A 14462-nucleotide genomic window follows, 5' to 3' on the forward strand; every position below is an offset into this window, starting at 1 on the left:
TTCTCCCCATAAAAGAATTCTTCTACATTTACTCCTTTTTCCATTATAAATTGAAAATTTAATTAGTGGGGATTTTTTCCTATATAAATCCGATTTTTACGATATAAAAAAAGACTGCCGTATTTCGGCAGTCTTAATCGATAAATTCAAATTCATATTCAAGAATTTTTACAATATCTCCGTCTTTTGCACCACGTGCACGAAGCGCTTCATCAATACCCATTCCGCGCATTTGACGAGCGAAACGACGTATAGATTCATCACGTGAGAAGTCTGTCATCTTGAATGTTTTCTCGATATCGTAACCAGAGATAACAAACGTGCCATCACTTTCACGTGTAATTTCAAATTTAACACCTTCAGTATCAAATTTGTACATTACACTTGTATCAGACTCATCCGCAACTTCATGTATTGGGAATTCTGGTGTTGTTTCTATTAAGTTTGCTACTTCAAACAGTAAGTCACGAACACCTTGTCTTGTTACAGCTGAGATTGGGAAGATTTTTACTTCGTCTCCCACTTTCTCTTTAAATGCTTGTAAGTTTTCTTCTGCATCTGGCATATCCATTTTGTTTGCAACAACAACTTGTGGACGCTCAGTTAAGCGAAGATTGTATTCTTTCAATTCATTATTAATCGTTACGTAATCTTCATATGGATCACGGCCTTCTAAACCAGACATATCAATAACATGCACGATTACACGTGTACGCTCAATATGACGTAAGAATTGGTGTCCAAGTCCAACGCCAGCATGTGCGCCTTCAATTAGTCCTGGAAGGTCAGCCATAACGAAGCTGCGGTTATCACCAGTTTCAACAACACCAAGATTCGGAACGATTGTTGTGAAGTGATACTCTGCAATTTTCGGACGCGCTGATGATACAACAGATAATAATGTAGATTTACCTACACTTGGGAATCCAACAAGTCCAACGTCTGCTAGTACTTTAAGTTCTAGAATGACATCACGCTCTTGACCTGGTTCCCCGTTCTCAGCGATTTCTGGCGCTGGGTTCGTAGCTGTTGCGAAACGTGAGTTACCACGGCCACCACGGCCACCTTTTGCAATTACAGCAGTTTGTCCATGCGTTACTAAATCGGCAAGAATTTGACCAGTTTTTTCATCTTTTACTACTGTTCCTGGCGGAACCTTTACAAGTAAATCTTCAGATTTACGTCCGTGCTGACCTTTACTCATTCCGTGCTGACCGCGATCAGCTTTGAAATGACGTTGGTAGCGGAAGTCCATTAATGTACGTAAGCCTTCCTCAACTACGAAAACAACATCTGCACCTTTACCGCCGTCGCCACCTGCTGGGCCACCTTTAGGAACATACTTCTCACGACGATACGCAACCATACCGTTACCACCGTCGCCGCCTTTTACATATATCTTGACCTGATCTACAAACATTATTTCACCACACTTTTTTCAATTGGTTGTAATATAACTGAGACTTCTTCGTCTCGCACTGTATAAGAAATGGAATACCATTTATTGTTTTGGGTCGCAAGCCAATTCTGTAGTTCTTCTACACTCGTTAGCTTACCACGAAAATCAAAAAAGAAACGAGCATTCTCCGCGTCACATTCAATTGTGATACAAACATAATTTTCAACATATACGTCTAAACTATGCTGAAGCATTGAGAAAAATTGATTCGTCCATGTACATACAGTCTCATCCAAGTGAGATAAGTTATGTAATTTCCCTAATACTTCGTACTCCAATAAGCACGGCTGCTGTTTCCAATTATATGTTAAAATCCACTCTGAAAATAAAGGCATTGATAGCCCCATCAGATTGGATTCTTGTCTCGCTTCTTGGACAAAACGATCGATGAGACTATGAATTTCTTCCACTTTTCCAAGTGAAAGGTTTCCTTTCACCATCTGCATACGATTGAGCCAATCATGTCTTGAATGGCGCAATGCATCTATAATTGTCCATTTTTCATTCATTTAGATACCCCTTAATATAGAAAAACTCTAACCTGCACTCAGGTTAGAGTTTTCCGTGAGTTCTTATGCTTCTTGAGCAACAGGATATACGCTCACTTGTTTGCGGTCACGGCCAAGACGCTCAAAGCGTACTACGCCGTCAACTTTCGCGTATAAAGTGTCATCGCCACCACGACCAACGTTAACACCTGGATAAATTTTTGTACCGCGTTGACGGTAAAGAATTGAACCACCTGAAACCGTTTGACCATCTGCGCGTTTAGCACCAAGACGTTTTGACTGAGAGTCACGACCGTTCTTTGTACTACCTACACCTTTCTTAGATGCGAAAAACTGAAGATCTAATCTTAACATACGTTACACCTCCTGCACTTTTTCTATTAAACGGATATACTTTCCGTAATCAAGTTCGATCGTCTTAAGCGAAACAACTAATCCTTCTAAAAGGGTTTGTGCTTTTTCTGCTGCATGAACGTCTAAATCATTAGGCAATTCATACGTTAAGAATCCGCCATCACTTCCGAGTTCAATAGTTGCTTGCACATTACAAAGTTCTTCCACTGCATTTATAGAACCAAACACAACCGCTGTAGTTCCAGCACAGACAAGGTCTTGTCCATGTGGCGCATAATCGGCATGTCCAGTCATTTTAAATGATTGGATACTTCCTAATTTCGTGCGACTTATCGTAATTTTAATCATGTTAACCAGAATTAAGCGTTGATAGCTTCAACAACTAGCTTAGTGTAAGGTTGACGATGACCTTGTTTCTTACGATTGTTCTTTTTCGCTTTGTATTTGAAAACGATAATTTTCTTAGCGCGACCTTGTTTTTCAACTTTCGCAGTAACTGTTGCACCTTCTACAACTGGGCTACCAACTTTAACGTTTTCGCCACCAACGAAAAGAACTTTGTCAAAAGTAACAGTTTCACCAGCTTCAACATCTAATTTTTCAATGTAGATTGCTTGACCAGCTTCAACTTTAATTTGTTTTCCACCTGTTTCGATAATTGCGTACATACTTGCACCTCCTCTTAATTACTAAGACTCGCCAAAAACGAGGTAGACATAAATGCCTTTAGGGAACCTGTCTTGTGCGGTTGTAGCATATAGCCGTTTAGGTGCTATAAACTATAACATAAAGATGTTACCATAATTCATTGAGTATTGTCAATGAATCTTCTACTAACTATTTTTTCCGTTCTACAATTTCTTTTTTACTTCCAAAACGGATAATAGCGTACTTTTCGATAATATCATCTTTGAAATAAATTTCAAATGGAATATTTTTTTGTAATTCTTTTTGCAAAAATTGTTTTTGCAGTTCTTTAGGCGCAGCGATTAATACCGCTTCATCTTCTATATTGCCATATGTGATTAGTTCTCTCTCTAACTCATACGCAATTGTTTCATGCGACATCACATAACCCGTCGCTTTGCAAGGTACACACTCTTTTAATAATACGTCCCGTAAAGAATGCTTTTTACGTTTACGTGTCATTTCCAAAATCCCTAGCTCCGTAAAACCGAGCACCCTTGTATATGTTCGGTCATCTTGCATAGCAGCTATGAGACATTCTCTTACCTTTTCTTTATCTTCTCTTTTTTTCATATTAATAAAATCAATTAATATCATACCACCAATATCACGAAGTCTTAATTGGCGTGCAATTTCTTCAGCGGCTAGCTCATTTGTGCGAAGTACTGTATCTTGTAAATTTTGTTTTCCCGTAAACTTGCCCGTATTCACATCAATTACAGTCATCGTCTCCATTTGTTCTACAATTAAATAAGCACCATTTGGAAGCCAAACAATTTTTTGGAGTGCTTTCTCAATCTCACGCTCTATTCCAAAATGGTTAAACATCGAAGACTTTTCATTATAAAAAGATACTTTTTCTTTTCCAACTTTGTCTTCTAATTCCTTTACTATACTTCTTGTATCTACAACTACTTTTTCAATTGTTTCAATTGGGTTCTCTTGAAATACACGATCTAAAAAGGTCGCCGGTCGATGAAGTAATAACGGCACCTTTCCTTGACCCTCTTTTCTTTTTAACTCTTCATACAACTGTTGTAATCCTTGCATTTCAGCTTGTATTTCTTCAATTGCTCCTTTTTCAGAAGCAGAACGGAAAATGTACCCCCCCGTTCTCTCTATTTCAATTTGGAGTAACTGTTGTCTTCTTTTATTATTTTTTATTTTTCGAGAAACAGCGCGCATCTCATCAAACGGCATATAAACGACATATTTCCCGGTAAATTCTATATTCGCTGTCAATTTAGGCCCTTTCGTATCAATTGCCTCTTTCACAACTTGTACGAGTATCGCTTGCCCTTCATGTATACGATAAGAAGATGGTACATCATCGTATGAAAGGTAAGCATGTTTTTCTAAACCGATGTTTACAAAAGCTGCATTCATTCCAGCAATTGTTCTTACGACACGTCCAACATAAATATGCCCAACAATCTCTTGCTCTTCATTACGTTTCCATAAAAACTCAACAATCTTTTTCTTCTCTTCAATTGCAACGCGCTTTTCCGAACCAGCGTAATTCACATATAACGTTTTCAAAATTATTTCCTCACTTTATAATCTTCTTTGCTTTTACAATAATAAAAGGTTAGTGCTATCGTCAACACTAACCGATTAATTCTTCAACTGATGAAGTTGTTCGTTTTTCAGTAAAATATGCATAGAGCAATTCATTTTCATCCAATGTGTAATGCTCTTTATATTTTCCACGGACGATAATAGAATGCTTATATCCTCTACGAAATTTTGTGAAGATCGTATATAAACGATCTTCCGTTTGCACTTCAATAGGTGCAATCTTTTCGATTCCTCTTTTGTTTCCATAATAACGTTCTAATAAAAAACGCATAAATGCATACCGTCTTTGTTTCCACTCTTGATATAATGACACTGCTAAAAATATGAGTAGTACCCACATCATAATATTGTTACTATTCCAAAGTAACTGCCATCCTAATATTACACTAAAAAAAACACATGACAATTGCATCATCTTTTCATGTGCTTGTAAATAAGGGAAACGATATGATAATACATTAAACAATACTTTCCCGCCATCTAACGGCCAAATAGGAAGTAAATTGAATGCTAAAATAATTATATTATTCCACATAAAGAAATAATATAAATCTGCATTCAGCCAACCAGCTTTGAACAACATATAACCTACCAGCATCATCCAAACATGTTGAATCGGTCCTGCAATTACGACAACAAGTTCCTCTTTCAATGACTTATTACCATGTTCCTCAAGCTCGGCAACGCCACCAAACGGCAAAAGCTGAATTCTTTTTATACGCCAATTATAGTGTGCTGCTGCAAAAGCATGCCCAAGTTCATGAATAAGAACAATACAAAATAACAGTAGTAACTCTTTAAAACGCGCAGTAAAAATACCAATGACAATAATAACCCAAAATAATGGATGCACGGAAATTTTCGTTAAAACGTCCCTATATTTAATCAAATGATATCACCTGGATCGGATCAATAAATTTCTCATTCTTTTTTATCGCGAAATAAAACTTTCCATTTTTATCATTTGTATCATTACTCACCGTTCCAATTTTTTGTTTCTTTGAAACGTAATCATATAATTTCACTGACATATCGTTTAAGTTTGCATACCATGACTCCGTACCATCTGCATGTTGAATTTGAACTGTATTTCCAAGTTCCTCTTTCTTGCCTGCAAAAACAACTAACCCTTCATTTACTGACTCCACTTTTGCATTTGTAGCTGTTTGGACAAATACACCTTGGCCATTTTTTTGAAACCCTTGCATTACTTTTCCAGAAGCAGGAATTGCATAATCTTTTTGCTGAATACTTCCTTCTTTTTTCTCGTTCGGCGAATAGAATACAAGCGGTTTTCCAAATTGCTTTTCGTACCATTTCGCTACAGTAGCAAACTGAAATTCCTCTTTCATCACTTTTTCTGTAACAGCTTTAGCTCCATTGAATGAAGAAGGAGCATTCTTATATAAAATAGCAACCGAAAGAACTAATATTGCTGATAATAAAACTTTGAAGAAAAAGACTTCCTTTCGAAATAAGGGATGCATTTCCTTTTCTCCATCTTCAATAAATACTGCTTCACTATCAAAATTCCCTCCGTTAAAATACTGCTCTTCCTCCATCCTTTCTTGCTCGGCCTTCCTTTTTGCAATCCGCTTTTTAATTTCTTCTACGCGTCTATTCTTCATACTGTCTCCTTTCTTTCGTTAAGCTAATTTCATTTAGAAACAGTTGTATACAGTTTGTACATATGTATGAGCTAAGAAAGAAAGATATTCGTGTGAAGAAAAAAGAAAGCACCTCGCATATGTGCGAAGTGCTCTTAACGGATTCCAAAGAAGTTTTTCACCTTTGCAAATACCGATACCTTTTCTTGTTCAAATGCTTGTAATGGTACATTCTCACCTAACAAGCGTCTTGCAATATTACGATAAGCCAACGCTGCTTTTCCGCTTGGTTGCAACGCCACAGGTTCACCTGTATTTGTAGCTCGAATAACTTCATCGTCATCTTCGACAACACCAAGAAGCTCGATTGACAATGTACGTACAATTTCATCAACATCTAACATATCCTGTTCATGAAGCATATGACTACGTACACGGTTAATAACAAGTTTGGGTGGTTCAATATCCTCTTTTTCTAAAAGCCCAATAATACGATCCGCATCGCGCATTGAGGATACTTCTGGAGTCGTAACAACGATTGCTTTATCCGCACCAGCTACCGCATTTTTAAATCCCTGCTCAATCCCCGCAGGACAATCGATTAATATGTAATCATAATCTTGACGTAATACTTGTATTAATTCATCCATTTGTTCAGGTGTTACCGCTGATTTATCACTCGTTTGTGCTGCAGGTAATAAATAAAGATCATCAAAACGTTTGTCTTTAATAAGAGCCTGAGGTAAACGGCAACGCCCTTCAACGACATCAACAAGATCAAATACAATACGATTTTCCAGCCCCATTACTACGTCTAAATTTCGAAGACCGATATCTGTGTCAATTAAGCACACTTTCTTTCCAGATAACGCTAGGGCCGTACCAATGTTCGCAGATGTAGTAGTTTTACCTACTCCGCCTTTTCCAGATGTAATTACTATTGCCTCTCCCACAGCTATACAATTCCCCTTTCTAACTTTGTTAAATTAGGTCTAAGATGAGTGAGAAGTTGCAGGCGATCGACAACAATGTGATTGTTCTCATTAATATACGCACATTCTGCCGCCTCCGCTCCGTCTTCTTTCTCTTCCGGAGCCCGCATTGCCACATCACTAATTCGAAGTTGCATCGGGTTCATAACAGATGCAGCGATTACAGCATCCGAATCCCCATAATACCCAGCATGTGCAATTCCTCTTAATGATCCTACGACAAAAATATTCCCCCCAGCGATAACCGTTCCGCCTGGATTAACATCTCCAATTAACAACAAATTTCCTTTTACATGTAAAACTTGTCCAGAGCGAACAATTTTGGAAATAGGGACAATTTCTGTTTCTTCTTTCCAAGCTATTGCTTCTGCTTTAGTGATAACATCACTTTCAATTGAATCCACAACAAGATTCTTTTTATTACGAATTAACGTACGAATCTCTTCTTGTTGGACTTCTGTTAAATAACGATTTCCTACTTTCACATGCACTTCAATTAAAGAGCGCCCATCACCATCGTAGTAATGTGTAGAAAGTTTTTCGTCTAATTCCATCAATAATTCTGAGAATGAACAACAATCATCTAAATGAAGCGTTATCCCATCTTTTGTCCCTTTTATCGTTACATTTTGTTGCTTTTTTTCTTCCACTAAAGTTCACCCCACCGATTCAATTCGACATAAAATTAGAAAATCCTTTTTTCTTTTTCTTCCATCGCTTTTGAAAGACGCACTATATATCGTCTCAGTGGGAAACAAACTATCAATAAGAAAATAGCATTTAACAATAAAGTAGAAAGGAGACGATCTGTGAAAAAGACATACGCTGGCATATGAGTACGTCCTAATAAAGTTAAGAATCCATACACATAATACTCTAGTGCTACAACGCTAGCTAATATGATAGAAACAACAATAAATAAATTCAATTGTAGTACTTTCATCACACTATATACTAAATAAGCTAAAATCGGATAAGCAAAAATATATATCCCGACAAGTTCTGTGTATACGGTATCAAATAAGAAGCCAAATAATAGTCCGTAATAAATCCCTTGGACCGGACTATAATACACTGTAATAAAACATAAGACGATTATAAAGAAATGCGGTGCTGCTATGCTGTCTTTCCAAAACACATCCGTTGGAACAACAGTAGCAAACATATTTTCAAATAGAAACACAAAAAGGAGCAAAAGAGGAAGAGCTGCTCTTTTTAATATCTTCATCATCTCTTCTTCTCCTCCTATTCTAATGGCGCTGAAGGTGTTGCACGTTTAGCAACCGTAATATGCTCTACGTCATTTAAATCAGCGGCAGGTTTTACATAAGCTGTTTTTGTTAAGCCATATGCATCCGGCTGAACTTCAACGATTTTTCCAATTACAAGACCTTTCGGGAAAATATCACCCAGTCCAGATGTTACAACTAGTTGATCTTTCTCTACCGGTGCATCAGAGCCAATCTTTGTGAAAAGAAGTAATTGCTTTTCTTTGTCATAACCTTCAATCAATCCAAAGATTTTCTCTTGCCCTTGTACAATAGCAGAAACGCGATTTGTTCGGCTCATAGAACTTAGTAATTCTACTGATGATGTAAACTGAGATACACTTTTCACTCTTCCAACTAACCCTTGTGAAGTTACTACAGCCATATCTTTTTTAATTCCTTGCTGTGCCCCTTTATCAATTCCAATTAAATCGTACCATTTATCTGGATTACGAGAAACAACAGTAGCTGGAATTTCAGTATACCCGCTATTTAACTCTTTTTTACCAGTTAGCTCTTGTAACTTCTTGTTATCATCTTCTAATTGTTTTACTTTCCCTGATAGACCTGCATAATTATCTAATTTTGCTTTTAATTCTTTATTCTCTTCATACGTGCGCTTTACATCCTCTACATTTTCGAAGAATCCAGCTACGTATTTCGCTGGCTTTTGGAATACACGTTCTACAACACCGACAGTATCTTTAACAAACTGCTCTGGCCATGTTAAACTGTTCCGTTCTTTCAATGAGATTCCAATCAATGCCACGAGAAGAATAATACTAACCAACAAAACAATTAATCTTTTGTTTAAGAAAAACTGTGGCACGTTCACACCCTCTTAATTTCACTGATTTTTATTTTGCAATATTATCGAGCAGCAGTTTTGAAAAGATCGATATTGTCTAATGCTTTACCTGTTCCAATTGCTACGCAATCTAATGGATCTTCTGCAACAAGAACTGGCATTTTCGTTTCTTCACTAATTACTTTATCTAAATTACGTAGTAATGCCCCGCCACCTGTTAATACGATACCGCGGTCCATAATATCAGCCGCTAATTCAGGTGGAGTTTTTTCTAACGTATTTTTAACTGATTCTACAATCGCATCTACTGTATCTTTTAATGCATCTGCAATTTCTTCTGGCTGAATTAGTACTGTTTTTGGTAAACCACTTACTAAATCACGACCGCGAATTTCCATAGGCTCGATACCTTCTGGCTCGCCTGCAGAACCAATTTCTAATTTTAATGCTTCAGCTGTTCTTTCACCGATCATTAAGTTATAGCTTTTCTTAATGTACTGAATGATTGAATCGTCCATATCATCACCAGCAACACGGACTGACTGGCTTGTTACAATACCACCTAGAGAAATAATTGCAACTTCTGTTGTACCGCCACCGATATCAACAACCATACTACCAGTTGGTTCCCAAACAGGTAAGTTTGCACCAATTGCTGCTGCAAATGGCTCTTCGATAGGATAAGCATCACGAGCACCCGCTTGACGAGTCGCATCGATTACTGCACGTCTTTCTACAGCTGTAATACCAGATGGTACACATACCATTACATACGGCTTACGTGAGAAGAAACCGTTTGATTTTTGAGCTTGTTGAATGTAATATTTCATCATTGTTGCAGTTGTTTCATAATCAGCAATTACACCGTCTTTCATCGGGCGAAGTGCCACAACGTTCCCTGGTGTACGACCAATCATTTGTTTTGCATCGCTACCTACAGCAACGATTTGTTTCGTATCAGTTTGTAACGCAACTACTGAAGGTTCACGTAAAACTACACCTTTTCCTTTTACATATACAAGCGTGTTCGCAGTTCCTAAGTCTATTCCAAGATCGCGAGTAAATCCACCAAATCCAAACATATTATTTATCTTCCTTTCTTGTTTTCACGGACTCATTTTTTCTTACTTTATATTATAAAAACAGTACGTTTTTTATATCTTTATCCTTTTTGTAGATAAATTTCTACAAAAAACTCATAAATCACATTATAAAACAAAATAAGTAAAAAGCATAGTCTTAAATATGACCTTTTTCCTTTAAACTCACGAATTTATGGTCACCTATTATAATATGATCAAGCACTTCAATTCCGATAATCTGGCCGCATTCTACTAAGCGTTTTGTTACTGCAATATCTTCACGGCTCGGCGTGGGATCTCCTGAGGGATGGTTATGAAGACATATGATAGAGGCTGCTGCACGACGGAAGGCTTCTTTAAAAACTTCCCTCGGGTGTACAATTGACGTGTTTAAACTTCCAATAAAGATCGTTTGCCTATGTATAACTTGATTTTTTGTATTTAAATATAAACAAACAAAATGCTCTTGTTGTAAAAAACGCATTTCTTCCATCATGTATTTCGCACAATCTTCTGGACTTCGAATACTATATCTATTTTGATATTCTAAACGTACCATTCTTCTGCCTAGTTCAAAGGCTGCCATAAGTTGCGATGCCTTTGAAATCCCAATACCATGTATACTAATTAGCTCTTCTAATGTTGCATCTTTCAACATACGTAAGCCATCAAATTGATGTAAAATTTTATCTGACAACTTTAAAACTGTTTCTTCTTTAGAACCTGTTCTGAGTAACACTGCGAGAAGCTCTCGATTTGATAAACTTCCAGCACCTTCTAACAATAAACGCTCCCGTGGCTGTTCTTCTCTTACAACATCACGAATACCGTTCATCTCTCCACCCCTTTATTTGTTCTCTCAAAGAAAACCCCATGCAATTTTACGCATGGGTTACATCAATATCAAATTGTTTTAATTCCCGAACGAGACGTGCAATTGGTAAGCCAACTACACTATAGTAGTCCCCTTGAATATTTTGAACGAAAATAGATCCTTTACCTTGAATCCCATAACTACCGGCTTTATCAAGAGGTTCTTTCGACGCGACGTATGTATCAATTTCCTCTCCTGTTAACTCCCAAAATGTAACTTCTGTACGCTCATAAAAAGTAACCGTTTTTTCTTTTGCTATAATTGCAACACCTGTATACACTTCATGTGTTTTCCCTGATAGTAATTGCAACATCTCTTTCGCCTCATCCTCATTAGAAGGCTTACCAAGAATACGCGACTCATATGTAACAATTGTATCTGCACCTAACACAATGTGATCACTATTATTTTCTGCCACCGCTGATGCTTTTTGCAAGGCAAGCGACATTACAATATCAGAAGGCGATGAATATGCACCAATTGTTTCCTCTACTTCACTTACAACGATTTCAAATGGCACACTAGCTAACTCAAGCAATTCCTTCCTCCGAGGTGACCCTGAAGCTAAAATTATTTTTCTCATATTTTCTCCTTCCTTTCTCACATGAAGCAGAACAATTTATATTAATCGTATCAAAGGAATAGTTTGTCCACAAATGAAAGAAATATTAATTTCTCTAACTAAAATAACACTTCTTTATTGCATACGATTATATTCCTGTCATAGAGAAAGCACTTTGCTCTAAATTCAAAAGAAAAGAAAGAAGTACATGTACTTCTTTCTTACTCATTTTATTATCCTATCATTTCACTTTCTACGAAACAATTTTTTCATACGAGAGTAAACCATCAATAATAACTTGATTTAATTTCGCCAAAGATTCCTTATCCATCTTCCCATCTTTTACTGTTTGTACAGCTACCGACGTATACATATACAGTTTCTTTGCTTCTTCTTGTTTCATACTTTTCCCTTCTTTTTCAACCTTTTTCCATTCTTTTCCAATTACTTCTATATCTTTTGCGCTGCTTTTTCCACCAACTTGTACGCTAGAAGCATATTTTGCTAAATGAGTGTATAATGGCTGCACTTTTGTTAAAAATGTTCCTACTTCTTTATCATCTTTCAGCAATGCTTTATCTGTTATATCCCAGTTCTTTTTTAAAACGGAGACACCATCATTTTTATACTTAGTCATTAATTGATTTATAGACTGTTCATCGCTAGCAATACCAACAACTATTGCATACTTATCACCGCTCGGTCTTAAAGCACCAATGCCCCCATTGCCTTTCCATTCTTCAAGAGCTGCCTGTCCCTTTTCTTCAGAAGAATAAAGCCCCCCTTGAACAAAAAATAATTTCATTGGATCCAATGACGTTCCTGCTTGTGCTTTTTGTTTTTCTTCTTTCGGTGCTGGTGTTTGTTCTGCCGTTCCACTCACCTTTGATTCTCCATTTCCAGTCGGCCTTGAAGCTGTCACTTCACTTCCTCCTGTCGTTCCTTGTCCAGTAAGTAAATGAAGCATCCCCATTCCAAACGCCGTACCGATAATGATTGCAGTTGCAACGATTACAATTAATGTATTACTCCACTTCTTTCGGTATTTTTCCACAGACATTGATTTCGCTTTTTGAAACGGAACAACATTTTTCGGTCGTTCACTTTCTACTACCATCCATTCAAATTCATCTTTCTTTTTTTCCTCATACTTCGCTTCTGTTCCATTCACTTTCACTGAGATCGTTCGTGATTGCTTGTCCATACACTCACACCTCACCTCTTATCGTTGTCCGCATCATATCATATTCATTTCATAAAAAAACGAGATATTTGTCAGAGGAATTCGCCAAATAACCCTATATATTTATCTTATATGTATGCATTTGACTTCATTTGTAGAACAAAAAAACTAGATAGCAAAGACTATCTAGTTTTTCTCGCAAATATATTTTCGTACTTCAGAAATGAAATAAAGAGAACCTGTTATGATAAAAACATCATTTTCTGCTATCATTTCAACTTTTGTATCAATTGCCTCTTTCCAATTTTCAAAAACTAATTTTGATTCTTTCTGTGAATATGATGCAAGCTTATCAGCAGAAATAGCACGATCAAAGGCGAATGTTGTAAAAATAATTTCATCTGCAATGGTTTCTAATTGGCCTACCATGTTATGTAATTGTTTATCACCAAGGGCAGTAAATAACACTATTACATTTTTATCTTTGTAATGCGCTTCTACTGTTTTCACAAGGCTTTCGATACCTTCTGGATTATGAGCACCATCTATAATAATATCTGGATTACTTTGCAGTTTTTCAAAGCGCCCCACCCAATACGCTTCCTGTAATCCAGTTCTTATTTCTTCTTCCTCAATTAAAAATGATAAGTATGTTTTTACATACATGACTGCCATAAGCGCAAGTGCTGCGTTTCCTACTTGGTGGCTGCCTTTCATTGTGATTCGCACATCTTCAAAAGAGGCGAAAGGACAAGTGAAATCGAACTCTTCTCCATCTTCACTAGACTGTTTATGTAATGCTGTAAAATGGTTGCCCATCTCGTATAAGTTTGCATGATTTTCCTTTGCAACATTTTGAATAACTTGCAAAGCTTCTTCATCTTGCACACCAGTAATTACCGGCACGCCAGACTTAATAATCCCCGCCTTTTCATATGCAATTTCTCCTAGTGTATTTCCTAAAATATGCATATGATCGTGACCGATATTCGTAATAATCGTGAGAACAGGGTGTATAACATTGGTAGAATCAAAACGTCCACCAAGCCCTGTTTCAAATAAAACAACATCACAGAAATTGAATTTACCGAAATAGCAAATCGCCATAACAGTAATAATTTCAAACTCTGTCGCTTCCCCTAAATCCGTTTCATCTAGTTTTTCCACGACTGGTTTTACCAGCTTTACAAGTTCAGTAATCTCTTCGTCTGCAATTGGTGTTCCATTCACACTAATGCGTTCATTAAATGATTCGATGTAAGGAGAGGTAAACGTTCCTACCTTATATTTCGCGCCTTCTAACATGTAACGCATATATGTTAACGTTGAACCTTTTCCATTTGTACCAGCAAGATGAACACATTTGATATGACGCTCTGGATTTCCAAGTTCTTCTAACATCCATCTCATTCTTTCTAATCCTGGCTTAATTCCAAATTTCAATCGGCTATGGATCCACCCTATCGCTTCTTCGTATGTATGTATCACGTATAATTTTC

17 protein-coding genes and 1 other annotated feature are annotated in these 14462 nt (G+C 37.0%); all 17 genes read right to left on the minus strand.

Going from position 1 to position 14462, the window contains the following annotated elements; translation table 11 throughout:
* Positions 1–133: 133 nt before the first annotated feature.
* The 17 genes from obgE to GBN91_RS03445 all read right to left on the minus strand — a co-directional run bounded on the left by obgE (position 134) and on the right by GBN91_RS03445 (position 14451).
* Positions 134–1420, minus strand: coding sequence for a GTPase ObgE (gene obgE / locus GBN91_RS03365; protein WP_000497127.1), 1287 nt, complete (start codon positions 1418–1420; stop codon positions 134–136).
* Positions 1420–1968 (minus strand): sporulation initiation phosphotransferase B, encoded by a 549-nt coding sequence (locus GBN91_RS03370; protein ID WP_001003587.1) that lies wholly within the window; start codon positions 1966–1968, stop codon positions 1420–1422. The genes obgE and GBN91_RS03370 overlap by 1 nt, the downstream gene beginning before the upstream one ends.
* 63 nt (positions 1969–2031) lie before the next feature.
* Positions 2032–2322: a 50S ribosomal protein L27 gene (rpmA, locus tag GBN91_RS03375; protein ID WP_000944957.1), complete on the minus strand. Its 291-nt coding sequence runs from the start codon at positions 2320–2322 to the stop codon at positions 2032–2034.
* Between the two features lie 3 nt (positions 2323–2325).
* Complete coding sequence (locus tag GBN91_RS03380) at positions 2326–2670, minus strand: ribosomal-processing cysteine protease Prp (RefSeq protein WP_001973720.1); 345 nt, start codon at positions 2668–2670, stop codon at positions 2326–2328.
* An 11-nt stretch (positions 2671–2681) separates the two neighbouring features.
* Positions 2682–2990 (minus strand): 50S ribosomal protein L21, encoded by a 309-nt coding sequence (rplU, locus tag GBN91_RS03385; protein WP_000270907.1) that lies wholly within the window; start codon positions 2988–2990, stop codon positions 2682–2684.
* A gap of 14 nt (positions 2991–3004) precedes the next feature.
* Positions 3005–3082: a sequence feature (ribosomal protein L21 leader region), on the minus strand.
* A gap of 77 nt (positions 3083–3159) precedes the next feature.
* Entirely contained in the window at positions 3160–4548 is a 1389-nt protein-coding gene (locus GBN91_RS03390) for an Rne/Rng family ribonuclease (protein ID WP_152121254.1), read from the minus strand.
* 67 nt (positions 4549–4615) lie between these two features.
* Positions 4616–5476 carry a stage IV sporulation intramembrane metalloprotease SpoIVFB gene (spoIVFB, locus tag GBN91_RS03395; RefSeq protein WP_000599058.1) on the minus strand — a complete coding sequence of 287 codons (861 nt, stop codon included), beginning with the start codon at positions 5474–5476 and terminating at the stop codon, positions 4616–4618.
* The gene (gene spoIVFA / locus GBN91_RS03400; RefSeq protein ID WP_000797471.1) at positions 5469–6215 is read right to left on the minus strand and encodes a stage IV sporulation protein SpoIVFA; all 747 of its coding nucleotides are present in this window, start codon (positions 6213–6215) and stop codon (positions 5469–5471) included. Before spoIVFA ends, spoIVFB begins: the two co-directional genes overlap by 8 nt.
* A gap of 134 nt (positions 6216–6349) precedes the next feature.
* Positions 6350–7147: a septum site-determining protein MinD gene (gene minD, locus GBN91_RS03405; protein WP_000503309.1), complete on the minus strand. Its 798-nt coding sequence runs from the start codon at positions 7145–7147 to the stop codon at positions 6350–6352.
* A gap of 2 nt (positions 7148–7149) precedes the next feature.
* Entirely contained in the window at positions 7150–7836 is a 687-nt protein-coding gene (gene minC, locus GBN91_RS03410; RefSeq protein ID WP_000391521.1) for a septum site-determining protein MinC, read from the minus strand.
* A gap of 35 nt (positions 7837–7871) precedes the next feature.
* Positions 7872–8417: a rod shape-determining protein MreD gene (mreD, locus tag GBN91_RS03415; protein WP_000975766.1), complete on the minus strand. Its 546-nt coding sequence runs from the start codon at positions 8415–8417 to the stop codon at positions 7872–7874.
* Positions 8418–8431: 14 nt separating this feature from the next.
* Positions 8432–9283 (minus strand): rod shape-determining protein MreC, encoded by an 852-nt coding sequence (mreC, locus tag GBN91_RS03420; RefSeq protein ID WP_001135488.1) that lies wholly within the window; start codon positions 9281–9283, stop codon positions 8432–8434.
* A gap of 41 nt (positions 9284–9324) precedes the next feature.
* On the minus strand, positions 9325–10344 hold the full coding sequence (gene mreB / locus GBN91_RS03425; RefSeq protein WP_000466736.1) for a cell shape-determining protein MreB: 1020 nt from the start codon (positions 10342–10344) through the stop codon (positions 9325–9327).
* Between the two features lie 157 nt (positions 10345–10501).
* Complete coding sequence (gene radC / locus GBN91_RS03430) at positions 10502–11179, minus strand: RadC family protein (RefSeq protein ID WP_001013390.1); 678 nt, start codon at positions 11177–11179, stop codon at positions 10502–10504.
* A gap of 46 nt (positions 11180–11225) precedes the next feature.
* Positions 11226–11801 (minus strand): Maf family protein, encoded by a 576-nt coding sequence (locus GBN91_RS03435; RefSeq protein WP_001226292.1) that lies wholly within the window; start codon positions 11799–11801, stop codon positions 11226–11228.
* Between the two features lie 232 nt (positions 11802–12033).
* Positions 12034–12984: a stage II sporulation protein B gene (locus GBN91_RS03440; RefSeq protein WP_152121255.1), complete on the minus strand. Its 951-nt coding sequence runs from the start codon at positions 12982–12984 to the stop codon at positions 12034–12036.
* A gap of 165 nt (positions 12985–13149) precedes the next feature.
* Positions 13150–14451, minus strand: a complete 1302-nt coding sequence (locus tag GBN91_RS03445; RefSeq protein ID WP_048656462.1) for a bifunctional folylpolyglutamate synthase/dihydrofolate synthase — start codon at positions 14449–14451, stop codon at positions 13150–13152.
* Positions 14452–14462: the final 11 nt, after the last annotated feature.

The organism is Bacillus sp. B1-WWTP-T-0.5-Post-4 (assembly GCF_009183795.1).
GTDB classification, from domain to species: Bacteria; Bacillota; Bacilli; order Bacillales; family Bacillaceae_G; genus Bacillus_A; species Bacillus_A cereus.